The 21,505-nt window shown below is 36.9% G+C and carries 7 protein-coding genes; 3 read left to right on the top strand and 4 right to left on the bottom strand.

Translation table 11 applies throughout. The features are described 5' to 3' along the window. From FTRAC_RS09510 to FTRAC_RS09495, 4 genes are all read right to left on the bottom strand, one after another. Positions 1–1,074: an efflux RND transporter periplasmic adaptor subunit gene (locus FTRAC_RS09510; RefSeq protein WP_013454026.1), complete on the bottom strand. Its 1,074-nt coding sequence runs from the start codon at positions 1,072–1,074 to the stop codon at positions 1–3. Between the two features lie 187 nt (positions 1,075–1,261). Beyond that, complete coding sequence (locus FTRAC_RS19280; protein ID WP_049784095.1) at positions 1,262–3,229, bottom strand: endonuclease; 1,968 nt, start codon at positions 3,227–3,229, stop codon at positions 1,262–1,264. 386 nt (positions 3,230–3,615) lie between these two features. Continuing rightward, entirely contained in the window at positions 3,616–4,692 is a 1,077-nt protein-coding gene (locus FTRAC_RS09500; protein WP_013454024.1) for a fasciclin domain-containing protein, read from the bottom strand. A 32-nt stretch (positions 4,693–4,724) separates the two neighbouring features. Continuing rightward, on the bottom strand, positions 4,725–8,048 hold the full coding sequence (locus FTRAC_RS09495) for a TonB-dependent receptor (protein ID WP_013454023.1): 3,324 nt from the start codon (positions 8,046–8,048) through the stop codon (positions 4,725–4,727). Positions 8,049–8,397: 349 nt separating this feature from the next. Here FTRAC_RS09495 and FTRAC_RS09490 point away from each other — a divergent pair, with 349 nt between their 5' ends. From FTRAC_RS09490 to FTRAC_RS09480, 3 genes are all read left to right on the top strand, one after another. Continuing rightward, entirely contained in the window at positions 8,398–10,944 is a 2,547-nt protein-coding gene (locus FTRAC_RS09490; RefSeq protein WP_013454022.1) for a M14 family metallopeptidase, read from the top strand. Between the two features lie 828 nt (positions 10,945–11,772). Further along, positions 11,773–12,267 (top strand): hypothetical protein, encoded by a 495-nt coding sequence (locus FTRAC_RS09485; RefSeq protein WP_041649675.1) that lies wholly within the window; start codon positions 11,773–11,775, stop codon positions 12,265–12,267. After that, positions 12,245–21,505, top strand: a complete 9,261-nt coding sequence (locus FTRAC_RS09480) for a T9SS type B sorting domain-containing protein (protein ID WP_013454020.1) — start codon at positions 12,245–12,247, stop codon at positions 21,503–21,505. The genes FTRAC_RS09485 and FTRAC_RS09480 overlap by 23 nt, the downstream gene beginning before the upstream one ends.

Here is a 21,505-nt window from a genome sequence, read left to right as displayed (position 1 = left end):
TTATTTTTCCAGCTTTTTTATGTCTACTTCCGCTCTGTCTTTCAATTGAGGAACTCCTGCAATTGCAACCGTATCTCCTTTGCTAATTCCTTTAAGAATTTCAACTCTGTTGGATGTTCTAGCTCCTAATTCAACATCTTTGAGATGTGCTCTCCCTTCCTTGATGATAAATACTGTATGTCCATTTGCTTTAGGCATAATAGCTGTGGTAGGAATCAATATAGCATTTTCTCTATTTTCCAAGCTCAGGTTGATTCTAATAAATTGACCAGGAATCAATTCGTTACTGGGGTTGGGCGTTTCTGCTCTTGCTGTTAAGGTTCTTGTCACTGGATCAATTTGTGGTTCTATAGCATACACGTTTGCATTTCGGTCTTTATTTTCAGCTTCTGATGAGAAAGTGATTTTGCTTCCTTTTTTTACCAAACCACTATATCTGCTAGGAACAGAGAATTCAATTTTGATCGGATCTACATTATATAGTGAAGCAATTTGAGACGTAGGTGTGATATAGCTTCCTTCACTGACGTACCTTAAGCCTATATAACCTGAAAATGGTGCTCGAATTCTTGACTTATCTATTTCTGCCTGTAAAGCATCAATTTCTGCTTGTGTTGTTTTAAGATTAGTGAATGCAATATCATATTCTTCTCTGCTAATAGCTTCTTTTTCTAATAATTGCTTTTGCCGCTGCTCTGTTTGCGCATTTAATTTTGCAGTATACTTGAGTCTTTGCAAGTTAGCCTCTAAATCTGCTACATTAGTTTGCACCAATAATTTGCCTTCTTTAACAAATTCGCCTTCTTTAAAATAGATATCATCGATTTTTCCTGAAATCTCACTAGCAAGTTGAACCGATTCGTTAGCTAATAGGGAACCCGTTAGCACTATGTCGTTTTCAAAGGTTTCATACTTCACGATTTGCGCATCAATAGCAATTTTAGTGCTTCCTCCTGTGGCTGGAGTTTCTATTTTGCTTTTTTCTTCAGAAGAGAAAATATTAGGGAATATCAAATATATAATGATAGCCAAAACTGCTACGGAGGCTATAATCCTGATAATGATCTTATTCATGATAAAATTTTAAAAAGTGTAGAGCTAGTTGGATGTACAAACATACAAATAGTTAGAACTTACTTAAAGCGATAAGGTTACTGATTTAGAATGCTTTCTCTCTAACGGTGGGAAATGGGGATGATTGGATATAAAGAGTTCTCTGCCTATCTATGCAGAGAACTCTTTTATTTAATTCACTGTAATTTCAATATTTAACTAGCTTTTGAATATAGTGTTGATCTTCACTTGAAATCATTACAGAGTAAATACCAGCACTTAAATCGTTGATTTTAATGCTGTAATTCTTTGAGATGTTGCTCAATCTTTTCTTAACTCTACCATCAGCTGAATAGATCGTTACTGTAACAGGGTGGTTAAAGTTTGTTTTTTCAGTTTTGATAAATACTACATCCTTGGCAGGATTTGGAAAAATCAAACCATCTATTGATTTATAGTCAGCAACTGCAAGTGGTGGATTTTCAGTTGAATCCGTTTCATCTTCTACAGCTTCCAAATCATCAATAGTTCGAGGAGAAAGTTGATAGTCATCACCAAATTGTCCTACAAAACCGGTGACGTTGTATGTGCCTGAAGGAACTGGTTCTCCAGCTAGGGGGTGCTCACTTGAACCAATTCTAAAGATCAATTCATTTTCGCCATCTGTAATGGTGAAATTCCCGTCAGAACCACCTCCCATAAAATTGCCTGTTTCTACAAATTCCACATTTTCAATTTTAATAAGTTGGGATTCAAATTCTTCACCTACATCAGTGATCTCAATAATCTCTGGTTCAGGAAGATTCACTCCCTGTTCAATTATTGTAATAGTAATTGGTGATTCAGCAATTTGTAAGAGGTTATTATATTCTTCCAAGCCACCAGTTACAATAATACTGTCACCTAATTGAAGATTTGCTGATTCATTTCCAGCATCAAAGCTTCTAACAACAATTCCGGCACTGCCGTCATAAATTACTCTATTGTTACTGCTGTTGTTTCCATTGTCAATTACAATTCCTGCCACATTTACAATTTCTCCCAGTGATAGTTCTCTTGCATCAGCAATTCTGATTACTTCAATTGCACCTTCTAGTCCTTGTACATGAAGCACTTCTGAATCACCATTAGTACTGTGTAATACCTCTGCAGTAGCGTCTTGACCTTCCGTTTCTGGATCAAATCGAAGATGAACTGTAAATACTTGTTCAGGATTATTATCAGATGAAAATCCGATGCTATCAGAGTAGTTTTCTCCGTCAGAAGAGACGTAAAATGGAGGTTCTACAACAACAGATACATCGTTAGTTAAATTATATGCATTTAGTTGATATTGTTGGTCTTTTGTCGATCCTAACTCAACTCTACCAAAGTCACTACTAAAATTTAAATCATTTAAGATGAGATTTGGTGCAGTAGCATCTCCCCAAATTTCAGTTACCCATTCAGGATGATCAATAAATGGATTTCGATTTCCCTGATATCCAAAAGCCCCTTCATGTCTCTCCCTTTCAGCATTATCCACTGGATCTTGATTATGCCATTTGATTAAAGTAAATAAAATACCTAATTCAGGCTCACCCGAAAAACTAATTCTATCTACCAATTCAAGGTCAAGTGATTCACTTTCGTAACGTGTAGCCATATAAAATAAAATACGGGCAACATCCCCTTTAATTTCATCCCTAGGATCCCAAAAATCCGCATTAGTATAAGTATCAGGAGCTTCACCTTCTTCATTAGCTTCAATATTTTCGACATCATTAAAGTCTTTATTACTTTTTGAGCTATTTACCGTGGCATCAGAGGGTCTTAAGTTGTGAACATCAGTATAGGCAGTGTCTTCGTTATTAAAACCATGAGATGATGGCCATGTATGTTCTCGATTCCAAAAATCTGGTTCATTGTTGGAAGCAAAATTCTGAATTGGAATTGAAGCGTTTTTATAAAAGAGTATAATATTTTCTTCATTATTTGGGTCTTGATCTAGGTCTGGTAGAATCACATCTCGAAAATCTCCATACTCAAACACTTCATGATTATTAATAATTTGATGAAGTTTTGTTTTTAGAGGTTCTCCGGTCAATCCATTTGTTCCTTCGTAGTATCCATCAGGCTGGCAAAATGCTGTTGTGCTTATAATTGTAAAGCTTATAAGTAGTAAGATGTTTTTCATTTCAAGTATTAATTTTATAGACATTAAGGTCAGTTTAGTGAGAATTAATGGCTAGTATTTGCGGTAATATTTTAAGAGACAAATTTAATGGTATAGATTAATATAACCCAAGATTTTGATGTCAATATATCTTTTTCGATCCATGTCAGCTGTTAAGCCTCAAAAGTATACTTATATTTTTTTAATACGGCTTGTGTCATTCTAGGTGAATTGAAGAGCCTTTTAATTTGAATCTGGATTATTAGATTCATGATATAATTCAATTTGCCTGAAAATAATTGGGTGATTATGTGCATTTTTTAATTATCACCAGATCATGGTAAAAGAAAAACCCGAAGTAAATCTACTTCGGGTTTCAACTTTTTATAAATGCTATTTGAGAGATTTTATTCCTCGCCTACTTGAATATTATCTATAGTTGCACGAGTTGCTCCTGCTCCAGATAAATATCTGAATGCAAATCTATATGCATCAGTGTGAAATTCAGATGGAATACCTACTGATAAATCTGAAAAGACATTGTTTGCGCTAGCTGGAGGAGGGAAGTTGAAGTCTAGTTTAGTCCATGCTTCCATATCAATCGCAGCCTCACCATCATAATCTTCTTCAGCAATAACCCAAATTTCTGGATTAGGCCCGTCAAATCTACTTGCATATTTAAATTTCAACGTATTAAGAACTACATCATTAGATTCCAAAACAGGAGATATAATCCAAGAATCTACTTCTTGAGCACCGCCTGAGAAACCATTTGCTTGAATCCCTTGTCCTTCAAATCCGAAACCAGTGCATTCCCAGCCAGATCCACCTGCAAGAACTACATTTTCAACAGTCCAAGCATCTAATGCTTCAGAACAGCCCGCAAAATCAGTTCCAAAGTCCTCCGAAAAATCAATATTAAATCTTATTGGAAGAATTACTCTAGAAATGATGTGTACTGTACCATTTCCTTCTGTATTTGAATTTAAAATTTCTAGGTCTTCATTCGCATTAAGCACAAAAGTACCAGCTTCACGTCTTACTGGAATGTTAATACCTGAAAATGTTGCTATTGATCTAAAAGAACCGTTTTCAATTTGATTAATTGTAAGATTTGCAAGTGCTAGATGAGTTTCCAGAATTTCTACTAGATTCACATCTTCGTCTTCAAGTAAACCGTCTACATTGTCATATCCAAGATCTTCGGCCAATAATTCAAATGCTTCATTATTGGGTGCAAAAACAGTGATTTGATCTTGTGTTCTTCTACTTGTTAAGGCACCAGTTAATCCATTTGCCTCTACTAGTTCCAAAAAGATACTCAATTCACCAGATTGGTTTTCATCATTCAATACATTGATGATAAGCTGCTTATCTGTTATACCTATGTCAGAGGTATCATCGTAATTCTCGTCTATACAGGCTGTAGTGAACATCACTATTCCTGCTAATAGTAAAAATGTATATTTAAAAATATTTTTCATTTCGATAATTATTTAAAAGTTGTTGCTTTTAATTAAAATATGTATTTAACGCCAAATTGAGCACTCCAAGTCTGACCTAAATCAAAGTTTGGTACAGTAACATCTGTTGGGAATGTAGACTCTCCTTGAATCGGATTGATCGTAAATTGTCCATTTCCGTTTTCATCAGTATCAACAAATTGCATTAAGTTTCTTTGGACAGTTCGTCTGCTTACACCCCACGAATCATTCATCATATTTAGTACATTAAGTATATCTGCTCTAAATTGAAGCTTATGCTTGCTTGGGTCTTTAGTTAAGTGGATATCCTGAGTTATTGAAAGGTCTAATCTATGTAACCATGGCAAAATAGCTCCATTTCTTTCAGAAACTGAACCTCTATTTTCGCTTAGGTATGGATCATTCTCAATATAGTTGTTTAGAATTTCCCATTGCTCTTCAGCAGTTTGAGTGATTACTCCTCCACTAGTTCTATCCACTAATTGTGCATCTTCAAAATTTTCAGGGATGTACATTAACGAAACACCATTGTTTTCACCACTTAAGTTACCACTATAAGTGTAAGAAAATCTACCTTGTTCTCCACCAGAGTAGTATAAATTAAAAGAAGTATTGTTTGTTTCGTTTAATCCTTTGGTATTAAAAGCAATTAAACCAACCACTCTATTAGGCTGATCGAAACGTGAGAATCCTTCTTCCGGATTGTTTCTACCTTGCTGAACATCACTAGGCCATAAAGACGCAGCTTGTGAACCACCACTTAAACCAAAATCTCTTGCTTGACTTCTCGTATAAGCTAAGCTAGTAAATATACCTTTTCCCCAGTCTTTTTCTACACCTAAAGTTAAACCAGCGTAGGTTCTGTCATTAATATTTGTCAAATAAAACAATTCATTTATAGCACCTCCCAACGCTTCTTGGGTGTAGGTAGGATATTCATTTCCACCAATAATAACAGCATCCCCTGTAGGTCTACTTGATAAGTTGGTACTAAATGGTGTGTTATAATCTTTTGAGAAAATACCTTCAACAGTAAATACAAAACCATTGAATACATAATCCGCAGCTAAATTACTTCTCCATGTTTGTGGTAATTTAAAATTAGGATCGGTAATTGAAAGACCACTTGATACGCCTGGCTCTTGCTCAGCCGGATTAGGGCGATAATAATTAATATCAGCCTGAAAACCTTCCCATTCTGGATTTCCATCTTGACCCCACTCGTCAGCTTCAATACCTATTCCTCCTCGAGTTACACCATTACCATTAATTTGGTTAGATAAGTGAACAAAAATTGGACGACCAGTGAAAACACCCGTACCACCACGCACTTGCAAAGTTTTATCACCTAATGCATCCCAGTTGAAACCGAAACGAGGAGAAAATACTGGATTAACTGATGGGAACTGATCTACTCTTGGCTCAATAAATTCACCTGGGTTTCTTGGATCCTCTACACTTATTCCTAATGCCTCAACACTTGGATTTCTCGGAGCGTCAATGGGATAGAATGGTAGTTCCATTCGTAAACCTGCAGTCAATATCAAGTCTTCATTCGCTTGGTACTCATCTTGCACATATATACCTACTTGACCAAATTCAGTTCTGTCAGTAGGAAGCTCAAATGGATTGTTTTCATCATAAGTAAATCCTATGGCAAAGCCAGCAGGACGTACACTAGGATCACGATCTATAACGGCTGCCACAAAATCATCATAAGAATTCCATCTGTACCATCCATCCCACATTGGGTTGAATGCATTATCAAATGTCATGTATTCGAAATTAACACCAGCTGTGAAGGTGTGTTTTCCCATGAAATAGTTGAAGTTGTTTGTGATATTAAAGGTTTTGTTATCCAGTAAATTACCTCTTGTAAATAGCTCAGTCCCTAAAGATGCAAAGTATAGTGGTGTGGAACCTTGAAACTCAACAATCTCAGACATTGGAAAGTTTTGATCCCCAGGAATATATCTTTGCGATACAGAGCTAGTATAACCAACATTTAGTTTGTTAGCCATGTTATTATTAATGGTGGAAGTCCATTCTCCTACGATCGATTGTACACTTTCTTCACTTCCGTAATTACCATTTCTAAAGGTCAATGCCTCATTTCCGAAGCGAACAGTATTTCCAAGTCTTAGCTCATTGATGTACCGAAGACTGCTTCCATTAATTCCTACATCTCTTCTTTGCTGGAAGTTATTGTAGCGTACCATAATTTTATTTTGCTGATTCAGATTATAGTCTAGTCTGAAATTCATTCGAGTAGCAACATCCTCAAAAGGATAGTTTTCGAACGCACCTGTTTCGTATCCGTAGATTTCTTGTAGTTGCTCTTGCACAAATTGAGCTTGGTCAGCAGTCATACGAGCAATTCCTAATTCTAAATCTGGAAATAGCCCTTGCTCTGGTCTAGCTGCTCTTCGGGTATCACCAGGTATAGCATTGTCTTCATATTCGAATGACCCGAAAAAGAATAATTTGTCTTTGATGATTGGAAGGCCTAAAGTTACACCATGTATTTGTGTCTTAGACTCTGAAAAAGGGACATCTTGGCCACCATTTAAGGTAGTACCTTGTGTATTCTGGTTTCTGAAAAGCGTATAAGCTGAAGCTTCTATATTATTGGTTCCTGATTTAGTTACAGCATTTACACTTGCACCTGTAAAGCCACTTTGAGTCACATCATAAGGAGCAATGTTTACTTGCACTTCTTCGATGGCGTCAACTGATATTGGGTTTCCACCAGCAAATTGTGAGCTTCCCAAACCGAAATTATTATTGTATAAGTTACCGTCTATTGTGTAGTTGTTGTACCTATTATCTGCACCACCAAAACTAGTACCATTCGACTGAGGATTTAAACGAGTAAAATCGTTAATGCTACGGTTAATAGTAGGCATTGAAGCAATTCTCTCATTTGATAAGTTTGTAGAAGCACCTGTTCTGTCTCCATCAATAGTCTCACCTTTAGTAGATTTTACAACTACTTCCTGAAGTATTGTTGATTCTTCATCTAAAGTAACTTCAAGATTACGTGTTTGACCTAAAGAAAGGTTTATATTTTCAAGCACATACTCTTGAAAACCCACAAATGTAACTGTCACTGTGTATGGACCACCAACTCTTACGTTTGGCATTCTAAATCTACCATCCACATTGGTCACAGCACCGTAAGTTGTACCTGTTGTAGTGTGTACTGCCTGCACAGTTGCACCAGGTAACTCTTCTCCCTTGTCGTCTTTTACTACACCTGAAAGTCCCGATGTAGTTACACCCTGCGCAAAAGCCGATCCTGTTGCAAAAGCTAACAAAATCGCTATTCCACATAAACTCTGTAAAATTCTCTTCATTTCTTCTTATTTTATTTTTTTGATTAAATGCAAAATTAAACCCCTAATCATTCTATACCTTTTTTGATAGGTTAATTATTGATTATAATTCCGTTGCACAAAATTAACATTAAGTTAACATTAATATCGAGTGAATTAAATTTTAATTTTATAAAAACAGGAAAATAGCCGTTTAAACAATTTTAGATAGTTGTCTCGAAATAATTCATTAAATTGATTTTTAAATTTTCTATGATGAGGATTGAAATTTCGAGAATTGTGCTATCTAAAAGATAATTTTTTCATGATGTGCATTCTACAAGGAAGCTTCTATAAACTTTATTTTTAAATAAAAACAATTAATTCAAATATGAAATATTTACTTAGTTTAATTTCCATTTTCATAATGGCAAATGTAGCCCTAGCTCAAAAGGAATTATCCTATTTTTTACCAGATAGTGTGACCTATGATTCTGCTATTCCAACTCCTGAAAGTGTAATAGGTCATCAAGTCGGTGAATGGCATGTCACTCACGATAAGTTAGTGTACTATATGAGAGCCATTGCAGAGGCGTCAGATAGGATAACTATTGAAGAAACGGGGGTGACCTATGAAGACAGACCGCAATTGTTGCTGACTATCACTCATCCTGATAATCTCGCTAATATTGATGAAATCAAAAGTAACCATAAGCAATTAACCAATCCTGATAAATCTTCCGGTTTGGATATTGCTCAAATGCCTTCAGTAATCATGATGGGTTTTTCCATTCATGGAAATGAACCAAGTGGAAGTAATGCTTCCATGTTGACCGCTTATTATTTAGCTGCAGCACAAGGACAAGATATTGAAGATAAATTAAAAAATGTGGTGGTTTTACTGGATCCATCATTTAACCCTGATGGTTTGAATCGATTTGCCACATGGGCTAATATGCATAAAAGCGAGAACCTGGTGACAGATCCAAATGACAGAGAATTCAATGAAGCTTGGCCTGGCGGAAGAACGAATCATTATTGGTTTGACATGAACCGTGACTGGTTGCCAGTGCAATTAGCTGAGTCGCAAAATAGAATTGCGCAATTCCATGCTTGGAAACCTAATATTTTAACAGATCATCATGAAATGGGTACAAACAGCACTTTCTTTTTCCAACCCGGAATACCAGAAAGGACGCACCCAATTACTCCTCAGAAGAATCAAGATTTAACGGGTCAAATTGGTGAATATCATGCTGAATTTTTGGATAGAGTAGGATCACTCTATTACAGCAAGGAAAGTTTCGATGACTTCTATTACGGAAAAGGCTCCACTTTCCCAGATGTGCAAGGAGCAATAGGAATACTTTTTGAGCAGGCGAGTTCTAGAGGACACGCACAAGAAAGTGTAAACGGAGTTTTGGAATTTCCTTTCACCATTAAAAACCAGTTTACCGCATCATTAAGTACGCTTCAAGCCGGATATGAAATGCGAGGAGAATTGCTCGGCTTCCAAAGAGATTTTTATAAAAACTCTGTAAATATGGCTTCTGAAGCTAATGAGCAAGCTTGGGTAGTTTCAGATCAGGATGTTTCTAAATTATACCGTTTTGCAGAAATGCTAGACAGACATGAGATTGATGTTTTTAAATTGGCTAAAAATACCAATGGTTTTCAAACGGACAATAGTTATATCATTCCGATGAATCAATATCAAAGCAGGTTGATCAAGGCTGTTTTTGATGTTAGAACGAGCTTTACAGATAGTCTTTTTTATGATGTATCAGCCTTCAATATGGGAATGTCTTATAACTTGAATTATAAAAGCCTTGATAAGCGAAGCTTTAATACTGGACTTTTAGGAGAAAAATTTGAAATCTCGATGCGACCTGAAGGAAACATCAAGGGAGGTAAAAGTGAATATGCATACATCATGGAATGGCATGATTTCTATGCTCCTAAAGCATTATATAAAATTCAGAAAGCAGGGTTGAGGACTAAAGTGAATACTAAGGAAGTAATTTTAAAAGATGGAACTACCTTAGCGATTGGTTCTATTTTGATTCCAGTTAAACAACAAGAACAAACGCCAATTCAAATTTATCAGATATTAGAGGAAGCTATTGAAGGTTCTGGAGTAAATATTTATTCCGTTAGAAGTGGCAATACCAATGGAATTAATTTAGGAAGTCCATCTTTTGAATCTTTGAATCAACCAAAAGTAGCCATGATCATTGGCGATGGAATCAGTCCTTATGATGCGGGTGAGATTTGGTTCTTGATGGATCAGCATTACGAGATGCCGATTACTAAAATTGATGTTAATGATTTTAGAAGAGCTGATTTAAGTCGCTATAATGTTTTGATTATGCCAAATGGCTGGGGTTATGGAAGTATTGGCGGTCAAAAGAATAAAATACAACAGTGGGCTCAAAATGGCGGGACAATTATTGCTTATAAATCTGCTGCTAAATGGCTTTCTGATCAGAAAGTGACCAAGGTTAAATTTGCAGATAACAAGCCAGACACTACAGGCTACGAATCTTATGAAGATTTAGGCAATAATAGAGGAGCTCAAGTGATTGGCGGAGCGATTTTTGAAGTGGAATTGGATTTAAGCCATCCGCTTACTTATGGATTGAAGAATGAGAAAATGCCGGTTTTCAGAAACAGTACATTGTTTATGGAAAAGTCTAATAATCAATATGCAAATCCGGTTCGATATACTCAATCTCCTTTGATGAACGGCTATATTTCAGAAGAGAATGCTGAAAAATTGAAAGGAACTTCAGCCGTGACCGTTAGCCGAGTTGGTGGAGGTAAAGTTATATCATTTACTGATAATACTAATTTTAGAGCATTTTGGTATGGCACAAATCGATTGCTGATGAATGCTATTTTTTATGGTCAGACTATAAGTGGAAGAGCTGGAGAATAATTTAGTTCATAATATAATTTGTAAAGGGTAAGGTCTGATCTTACCCTTTTGTTTTTCAAAAAGTAAAGGAGTCGTGCCTCCATATGTTAAAGACTATTTAAATATTATAATTGTCTTAGGTCGGTGGCACAGTAGTCTGAAGTAGAAAAGAACTTTGGAGGGATGCTAGGTTTTTTGATCGATCATGGCTCAGCTAAAAGTCTTTGAAGTAGTAATCTCCTGCTAAATGATAGGATATGTAGTTCGTTATTTTTTATACACAAAGGGCTATCATGTCAATTCTTAATTGCCACATCTTTTTAAAAATCTTTCATCACAAAAAAAGTATTGCTTTAAATCATATGAGGATTTATTCAGATAGTGAGTTATCGAGATGGTTTAAAGTTGAACACAAAAAAGGCGGTAGCTGCTAAGATCGATATTTGCAAAAGCTGCATATGGTTTAAAAATCTAAAAAAAATCTCATTTGCGTTAATAGAGCAGTTAGACAAGAAGATAAGCCCTCAGAACTAAATCGATATACATAAAAAAGCAAAATAATTATTGATTATGTGCAATTTTAATTAAATTAAACTTGTGTATTGATACTTACATCGCCAGTTTATCGGTGTAAATCAATTTCTTAACCAAGCCTTAATATTTACCTTTACTTAGATGGTAAAGATGGATTCTGTAGATAAATGTACTTGTGATGAATAAAGTTCGTTTTGTCGAATGAATCATAGTGTACGTCTAATAAATATATGTGTTTATAGCAAAGTGGTAAGTAAGGTTCACAAAATATCGATATTAATACTTTTAAGCTGTCTTCTCAGCCCATTTCTTACATTGGGACAGTTTCATCCAGATTCTGTACTAGTTCCTGCTGCTTGTTACAATTTTGTTGATGATTTTGAAAATGATAATGATAGTACAGGTATTCAGCCTTTAGAACCCTTAGGGCCTAATAATAATGAAGTCGGTACATTTATTCCAGCTGAGGATTTATGCTTAAATAGTAATAATAAGCATTATTCTATGTCTGCTGATCAAGGATTACAAGTCGACAATGGCTCTTTATTGGATCAAAGTAATTATACAATTGAATTATTATTTAGAATAGATGATATACCTGCTTCCAATCCTGATGGTACAGTATTGATTATGAATTTTGCTAATCAAAGCGGTAAGGGTTCATTGATTATTGATGAGAATGGATTTGTTTGTATTGATGATGGTAGTGGGAATAGAACTTGTGGAACTGATAAAGTATCACCAAATTATCCAGATGACGTGCCTACTGAGTGGATTAATTTAGCATTTGCCTTTAACGAACGGGAATGATCTTGTTGTATATTTCGATGGAGAGGAGCAGTTTACTGTTGCTTCAGGTGGTGGGGCAGGTGATTTCACACTTCAAAATAATACAGAATATTTTAATCCTGCACAAGGTGGAGGGCAAAACGGCTTTAGAGATGCGATAGCAGATGTAACTGTAGACTACATACGATACTTCGATGAAGTATTAGACGCAACTTCGATAGAATCATTAAATCTAGCTGCAATAGCAGGTAATGATATTGAAATTCAAGCTTCTGCAACGGCAGGATGTTTTGGAGATGAAATTACCTTAACAGCAGACGGAGGAGATCGTTCTTTTTATGTTTGGAGTACTGGAGATACTACTGATACGGATATTTTAACCTATACAATTTTTAAAGAAACGGATACTATTTGGGTTCAAGGTGTAGCAGTTTCTCCCTGTGAAAGACAATGTTTTGATATAGCTGATACCATCGTTATTAGCGGCTATCCTAATCCTGATTTAGGAATTGTTGGGCCAACTGAGGTTTGTGAAGGAGATCCTGTCTTATTTTCAGCAGCTGCTGATCCGGCAGGGGGGCTCACTGAATATTTTTGGGGAACTACGGGTTCCACCTCCTCGGAGTCCGGTGAAGACACCAAAGATTATTCAGTTACCTATGACACAAACGGAACTGTAGATGTAAGTCTCCAAATTGCAAATGAGTACGGATGTGTGGGAGATACAACTTTTCAAGTGGTCGTCAATAATGTCCCCACAACAAATGTGAACTTGCCAGCCACTGCTTGTGAACTTCAGCCAGTAAATATAGAATATCTTGGTGATGCTACACCTACTGCCATTTTCACTTGGGACTGGGACGGTGGTATGGTTGAAAATGTTAACGACCCGGGCAGAAATTTCGATGTTAGCTGGGATTCCCTGGGAACTAAAACAATTCGTTTTGAAATAGAAGAAGGAAATTGTTTGGTAGTTGATTCTGTCACTATTGATATCACCAGAAGACCAACACTTGATTATAGTGCTCCTGATAGTGTATGTGCTACAAACTCTGTATTTATTGACTATTTGGGGAATGCAGATACATCAATTGCAAACATTAATTGGGATTTTGACGGAGGTGTAAATTCAGGTGACAACATTAATGCGGAGGTAGTATGGGATACCCCAGGAACGAAATCTGTTTTGTTGTCAGTTGATGAAGGAGGCTGTGTGAATGATTCATTGTTCACAATTGAAGTACTTCCAGTTCCAACAACAGATTTGAATGCTCCAACCAATGTTTGTTCAGGCCAATCAGCAACTTTTCAATATACTGGAACTGCAAGTGCTGCAGCTCAACTTGTTTGGACATTGGATGGTGGTACTGTTTCGAATGTTGTTGATGCAGATCGAGAATTCGATGTCACATGGGCAACATTAGGATCTAAAACGATCACTCTAAACGTGAATCAAGATGGATGTGATACAGACACAACATTTACAGTAAATGTGGGGAAAACACCAACGGCCGATTTTGATTTACCAGCAGGTGCTTGTATGGATGAAGATGTGGTAGTGCTTTACACAGGTACTGCTAATTTAAGTCTAAGTTCTACTGAATTGGAATTTGACTGGAATTGGGGTGTAGATGGAACTGCAGTGAAAAAATCGGGCGGTCAGGAGGCCTATGATGTGCAGTGGAGTTCCTTTGGCACTAAGACGGTAACTTTACAAGTAACAGAAAATGGCTGTACCAGCACTTTATTATCACAAACCATAGAAGTGGCGGAGAAACCGGTAATTGATTTCACTCCTGCAATAGAGACTTCAATTTGTGTAGATGAAACTGTTTCATTTGTTTTTAGTGGAAATGATGCGGGGGGCGATTTTACTTGGGATTTTGGTGATGCTACTCAAGTTAATGTAACGGATGCAGATATTGATTTTGAATTAGAGTGGGATTCTGCTGGAACTAAAACAGTGACCTTAACCATTGATAATGAGGGCTGCGTAGATACGGAGACCTATACAATTAATGTCTTAGAACCTGCTACAACAACTGTCACGTATCCTGCTTTTGCATGTGAAGGTGAGCCTGCCAGATTTATTTATGCTGGTTCTGGTGATACGAATGATCCTGGAACAACATTCAATTGGACATTTGAGGATGCTGACGATGAAGTTGATTTAGGAAACCAGGTTTATGACGTGACTTGGGATACTTACAATCCTGCTGATACGATCAAAACCATAACGCTTGAGATTATTAAAGATGGTTGTACAGTTGTTCGAGATTTTACCATATCAATTTCTCCGAAACCAGTCCCACAAATAAGTGCTCCAACTGAAGCTTGTTTAAATGAAACTGTATCCGTAACATTTGATAGTAATTTGCCAGGGGCAACTTTAACAGGTTATGATTTTGGAACTGATGGAACTGAGGCAGCAACAGCTGACCCAGAAGTGTGGGATGTTGTATGGTCCTCCATCGGTACTAAAACCATTTCTGCTACCTATTCCATCAATGGATGTGATTCTACTATCATTCAAAACATAGAAATATTCCCTATCCCATCCGATAATATGGATACGGAAACACAAGTCTGTGATAATGAAACAGCCAATTTCACCTACCAAGGGCCAGGAAATCCAGCTATTACTTGGACAATGCCAGCTGGTGTAACTTTCACGCAAGTTTCAGGAAACAATAGAGATATAGAAATTTCTTTTCCAGTCACTGGAACTGCTGCTACTTACACAATTGAAGCGTTAATATCTAATGGAAATTGTGATATAACTTTTCAAGAAGATGTAACTGTACAACCAGCTCCAATCGCTGCAATTCCAAATTTAGGTTCTATTTGTACTACCGATCCTGTAACAGTTGATATTTCAGCTGATTTTGATGCAAATAATTCTTATACATGGAATCTTGATGGAGGAGCAATAGATAATTACAATGGTGCTGGAATTTGGACCATGAGTTGGGCAGATCCTGGTGATAAAGATATTGAATTAAGAGTTCAGTCTCCTAATGGATGTGTGAGTACAGACACAGAAACTATTACTATAGGTTATTTACCGCAATTAGGAGATCTTGATGTCCCTGCTAATGTTTGTGAAAATGAACCTTTTCAAATTGAATATTTAGGTAATGCTGCAGAAGTAACGAATTTCGACTGGACTGAAAATGCGGGGGGAACTTTCACCTTTGATGGAACTGATAGTTGGACAGTAGAATTTGATAGTCCTGGAGAAAAAGTGGTTACCCTTTCAATGACAGGTGGCGCTGGTTGTACTGTAGATACAACTTTTAGTATAAATGTCAATTTTTACCCTGATTTTGGCTTGTCTTCAAATAATACTTGTACAAATATTGCGGTTTTTGTGACTTATCCAGATGTTTTAACAGTAGATATTGATACAACTTGGAGTTTTGGCGATGGTGCAATTTTTGAACAAGTCAATGATACTACTTTCAGCGTTGAATATGATACTCCTGGAGAAAAAACCATAAGTTTAACTATTGACGGGGACTGCGGTACGGAAGTTCAAACTGCTACAGTAGATGTATCTGGTGGGCCAGATTATTCCGTCAATTTTGAAGAGCAAGTATGTATTAACGACCCCGATCCTTATGAAATAGAGTTAGTAGAGTCAACTGATACTGATGTTGAAATCATTGGTTTTAGATTAGTACCTAATGATGACAATGCAACAGGAGTAATTTCAGCGGATGGATTAAGTTTGTTTCTTGACGGATGGGATTATGGTGGATATAAACAAGCGATCATGGAAGTGAGAGATGTTTCTGGAAATGGTTGTCCTAATAATACTGAAACTATTGATTATGCTGTTTACAATTTTATTGAATTAAATGCCTTTCCTGACAATGGATGTATTGGTGATATTTTAAATATAAGTTTTTCTGGTGTAGTAGAAGATGGAGCCACTTTTAATTGGGATTTTGCCGGGGCAAATGTAAACGAAGTGGTAGAAGACGAAGAATATGAACTCAGTTGGGATACTTCTGGACCCAAAACTATAGGGTTGGAGATAGTTGGCCAATGTAACATCATTGAAGACAGCATTACTGTAAATATTGGTGAGCCAGCTGATACTTCTTTAGACTTTGATGCAAATGTGTGTGTAGGTGAAGTAGCGAATATTGCTTATGACATGAGTTTGCTAACAACAAACAGTACTTTAAATGGCGTGGAAATCATCTATGGCAATATGCCAAATGACACCACTAACGATGAGCCTGAAAACGGTATTTTTGCTCCGGTTTGGAATACAGTTGGAACTAAGAACTTTTCATTAATTGTGAATAATGGAGGTTGTATTGATACTGCTGATTACCAAATAGCGGTTCATGATATACCTGTAGCATCTTTTACCAGAAGTGATAATATTGTCTGCGTTGGTGAAGAAGTGGATTTTAATTTTAATGGAAGCATGCCTGCAGGTACTGTAGCCGAATGGCAATTCATGGAGGACGATGGTAATGATATTGTTGAAAACACCCCTGACAGAAATTATTCAGTTGCATGGCAAACCCCCGGAATTAAAACAGTTAATCTGATATTGGATAATGGTGGCTGTATCGATAGTGCGAGTCGTACAGTAGAGGTTTTACTATTTCCTGATTTTGAAATCGATCTACCTGCTGATGTATGTAGAAATTCACCAGTCACCGTTAGCTTAGTCAATAATGGAACTGGAACCATATCAGACTTTGATTTTTCTTGGGATTTTGGTAATGCTGCTGTTACAGATTTAGGAAATGAAGATTATGAATTGGTTTTTCCAAGCGTTAGCACTCAAACGGTAAGTGTGCAGATAACAGGTGCAGGCGGTTGTAATAATTCACTTTCTCAAGATATTATCGTAAACCCTGCGCCAGATGTAGTATATGATGCCAGCCCGCTTGAGGTTTGTGTTGGTGATTTATTCACTTTTGAATATACAGGTGTGTTGGGTACTAATTATACTGGTAGTATAGCAATTGATGTTACCGATTTCGATGGTGGAACAGAAATTGGATCTAATAATACTACCTCTACCATTGCATGGAGTTCCTCAGGTACAAAGGAAATTAGAGTTGAAATGTTGGATGACAACAATTGCCCGGCAGTTACTAGTATAGAAGTCGAAGTCTTGCCATTACCAACTATGACATATGATGCCCCAGCAAATTTCTGTCTGGGAGAAGAATTCATTGTAAGTTACACTGGCAGTGCTGATCCATTTACAGATGATTTTGATTGGACTTTTGAGGCCGCTGATCTAAACTATGCAACCAAAATTGCAGGTCAACAAGCGTATAGGGTTCGATATGATAGTTTGGGTACGCCTGGTTTACGCACGATAAGCATAGAAGTAGAAAATTCAAATGGATGTCTGAACAATGTTAGTTTTGATGTTGAACTACGACAAGGGCCAACAGATTTAGCAGTGTATGACGGGGAACCATGTGCTTTTGATCAAATTGCATTCTATTTGGGAGGTGAAACGCTAGTAGACATAGATCCTGGTGAAGATGGAATTGTAGACTCCAATAATCAGAATTTGCTGACTTGGACTACACCAGGCAGCAAAACAGTGAACTATACAATCTCTAATGGTCAATGTGATATTACTCGTCAAGCCACTGTAGAAGTATTGCCAACTCCTTTAGGAGAAATCACAGTGGATATTGGTTGTGTGGGTCAATCAACATTAGTGAGCTATGGTGGAACTGGGGCTGCTGGTATCTTTGCAGATTTTGATTGGGGTACAAGTTTCGATGATGCAGTTTCTGTTTCTAAGTTGTCAGGACAAGAAGCTTATGAGGTAGTATGGGATACCCCAGGAACTTATCCTATTGTCGTGGATATTATTGGTGAAAGCGGATGTGAGAATACCATTTCTCTCCCTACAATTACCATTAATCCTTCGCCTACAGTATCCTTCGCCCTACCTGCAACTATTTGTGAGTTTGTGGAACAAGATTTATTTATTTCGAATCCAGATTCCACTTATCAATATTCTTGGGATCTTGGATCAAACGGTGTCATTCTTGCTGCAAATGCAGATAGCACTCGAATTACAGCGGCTTGGGAAGATGTTGGCAATACTAATGTGACTGCTACTGCAAGTATAAATGGTTGCAGCACTACTAGAACAAGAACAATTAGGGTTTTAAATTCTCCTGATCCAAGTTTTGATGCCCCGCTATTCTGCTTAGATGAAAATACTGGGGAAGCAACCGGAACTATAGTTTATACTGGAGATAATGATATAAATATTGATACGTTTGATTGGGATTTTGATCTTGACTCTGCCGCAGGGGAAAGTGCAACTCAAATTGCAGGAACACAAAATTATGATGTGGTTTTTACCACTCCCGGCAGAAAAGATGTGTCGCTTACAGTTACTAATGACAATTGTGGCAGCCAAACTTTCACCGATATCATAGCGGTAAATAACTTGGCCGAATTTCAATTGTCTACTGCAAATGATTCTTTATGTGAAGGAGCTACTACACGCATATGGTTCACAGGAGTCGTTGAGCCAGGAGCTACTTATGACTGGGATTTTGATCTTGATGAAGCTGCAGGTGACTTCGTAGATGAAATTGCAACGGATTCATTATTTGAAATCACTTATAATTCAACAGGGCCAAAAACTATTCGCTTAGAGATTACGGGCGAAACATGTAATGATGATGACTTTCAAAGTAGCTTCGTTATTGGAGAACAGCCTACATCAGATTTCACATTGGGAGCAACAGAAAATTGCTTAGGAGATTTAACTACTATCACCTATACAGGATCAACTTCAGATGGCGGTGAATTAATTTGGGATTGGGTAGATGGAATTCCAACACAATTGAATGATTCAACTTTTGAAGTTCATTGGCCGACCCCAGGCTCTAAGGAATTAAGTCTGGTAGTACAAGATGGAGGCTGTATTTCTGACACTACCTTTCAAAACGTAGATGTATATGATAATTCAGCTTCAACAGTATTTATTGATACAAATCTATGTATTGATTCTTTGGGCATGGCATCGGTTAATCCTGAGTTTTTTGATCCAGGAGCTACCTGGAGCTGGGACTTTCAGGGAGTTGATTCTTTATGGTCAAATGCAGATTCCACAGAACTTGTTTTTAGCTATGATTCAACCGGTGAGAAAAGCGTAAGATTTATGATTGATGGAGCTATTTGTCAGGATTTTGATACTACTTTTTTCATTAATGTAGGTGAGTTAATACCTTTTGATATTTCAGCTGATACAGAGATCTGTTCCAACGATAGCGCAAGGATAGTGTTTAATCTACCAATGGTAAATGGCCGTGAGCTTGAATGGGATTTTGATAACCCAAGTCAAGTGACTAAAATTAGCAATACTAGAGAAGATTACTATGTCACTTGGGATTCTGTTGGGATTAAAAATGTTACTGTCAGTATCAATAATAAAGGTTGTGTTAGAGACAGCACCTTCCAAATAGAGGTGAAACAGTTGCCAAATGCAGAGTTTCAGACAGATAATTTCATGTGTGAAGATGATCTGCTCATGCTAGTTCCAGATTGGGATATTTCTCCATTTAGTATAGTCCGATGGAGTTATGATTATAATGGTCAGACAGGCACCCAAAATAGTGTTGATTTTGAATTGTTATTAGATGAAGCAGGGAGTATTGAAGTTAGCTTGAGTGTTTTGGAAAATGGTTGTCAGGATATCTATACCACATCAATAGAAATACGTGAAAAACCTGTTGCATCAATAAATGCGCCTGATTTTATTTGTTTGGAAGGCACAGCAGATATTTCTTTTGGCGATAGTTTGAGAACCGGAGTAATTTATGATTGGTTTTTTGACGGGGCAACAACTGAAAACGATTTAGGGAATGAAACCTATGAATTAGGATGGGATGAAGGTGGAATTAAAACCCTCTATGTAGTGACTACCTTAGATGGCTGTCCGTCAGATACAGCCTTTCATAGCTTGAATGTTTTCAGTCTTGAAAATTTAACGGTGGAACGTGATTCTATTTGTCAACATGAAATTGCCATTGTTGAATTTGAGGCTGATGGGTTAGCTATAGCAGATGATGGCTATACATGGGATTTTGGTGATGCACAAGTTATTAGCGGATCTGGTTTTGGCCCATATGAGTTATTCTGGAATTCTGCAGGGCAGAAAGATGTATCTATTAATATTGATGGTTTTATATGTAATACAAATCAATTATTAAAGACCATTGCTGTTGAACCATCTTCTTTTCCTAGCATTAATATTAGTGTCCCTGATATTGTTTGTAAGAATACTGATGTATCCGTAACGGTTGAAACTGAAAATCAAGGAGGTAATCCGCAGTTTGAGTGGTTTATAAATGGAGGATCAATAGGAGATGAATTTGATAGTACCTTGTTAGCTGATCAAGATATTATAAGTGCCAAATTAATTTCTGATGCAAAATGTGTCATTGAAAATGAGGTAATGTCCAATGAAGTAGTAGCAAATATTTTAGATTATCAGTATCCAGGCAACACTTATGCAACCCCTAATCCTGTTTGTATTGGGGATTCGGTAGTGGTAAGTTTGGATCCTGGTAATTATAATATATTAGATTGGGAAGTAAGCACTAATTTGGAAGATTGGACAAGTTTAGGTGTTTCTAACCCTGAGCTAGTTGATTTTCCAGAGGAAGACACATACTACAGAGCAAGGATAGTTGATTCACAAGGGTTATGTCCACAAACTACTCCCCCAGCAACAGCTCGGGTAGTGCCTTATGATCCGATTGATGCAGGTAATGATATTAGTATAAGAGAAGGAGATACAAGAATTTTGGAGGCCACCAATGGGCAAAGTTTTGTGTGGAGAAATGATGTTTCCATCCAAAGTGATGTTAGAAATGCAAGGATTCAGGTTAGTCCAAAAAAGACTACCACTTTTATTGTAGATGGTTTAACATTAAATGGTTGTCCTGATGTAGATTCTGTAACAGTTGTTGTTCGTCCTCCTGTTGAGCCACCAAATGTTTTCTCTCCAAATGGAGATAGCTTTAATGATGTATGGCTAATAGATCAAATCGATGAATACCCCGATGCTGAGGTTAAAATTTATAATCGTTGGGGAAAAGAACTGTTCCAATCTATAGGTTATAATGAACCTTGGGATGGTGTGTTTAATGGTGAAGTATTAGCACCTGGTGTTTACTATTATGTGATAGATTTAAAAGATGGTTATGATGCCGTCACAGGGACAATAACTATACTGTACTGA

Source organism: Marivirga tractuosa DSM 4126, from assembly GCF_000183425.1.
Classification (GTDB): domain Bacteria; phylum Bacteroidota; class Bacteroidia; order Cytophagales; family Cyclobacteriaceae; genus Marivirga; species Marivirga tractuosa.
Note: the sequence above shows the minus strand (reverse complement) of the source record. Positions and strands in the feature narration are given on the sequence as shown.

Bases quoted from the DNA above. Each gene is read 5' to 3' on its own strand.
- FTRAC_RS09510 (WP_013454026.1), bottom strand. From the start codon at position 1,074: ATGAATAAGATCATTATCAGGATTATAGCCTCCGTAGCAGTTTTGGCT.
- FTRAC_RS19280 (WP_049784095.1), bottom strand. From the start codon at position 3,229: ATGAAAAACATCTTACTACTTATAAGCTTTACAATTATAAGCACAACA.
- FTRAC_RS09500 (WP_013454024.1), bottom strand. From the start codon at position 4,692: ATGAAAAATATTTTTAAATATACATTTTTACTATTAGCAGGAATAGTG.
- FTRAC_RS09495 (WP_013454023.1), bottom strand. From the start codon at position 8,048: ATGAAGAGAATTTTACAGAGTTTATGTGGAATAGCGATTTTGTTAGCT.
- FTRAC_RS09490 (WP_013454022.1), top strand. From the start codon at position 8,398: ATGAAATATTTACTTAGTTTAATTTCCATTTTCATAATGGCAAATGTA.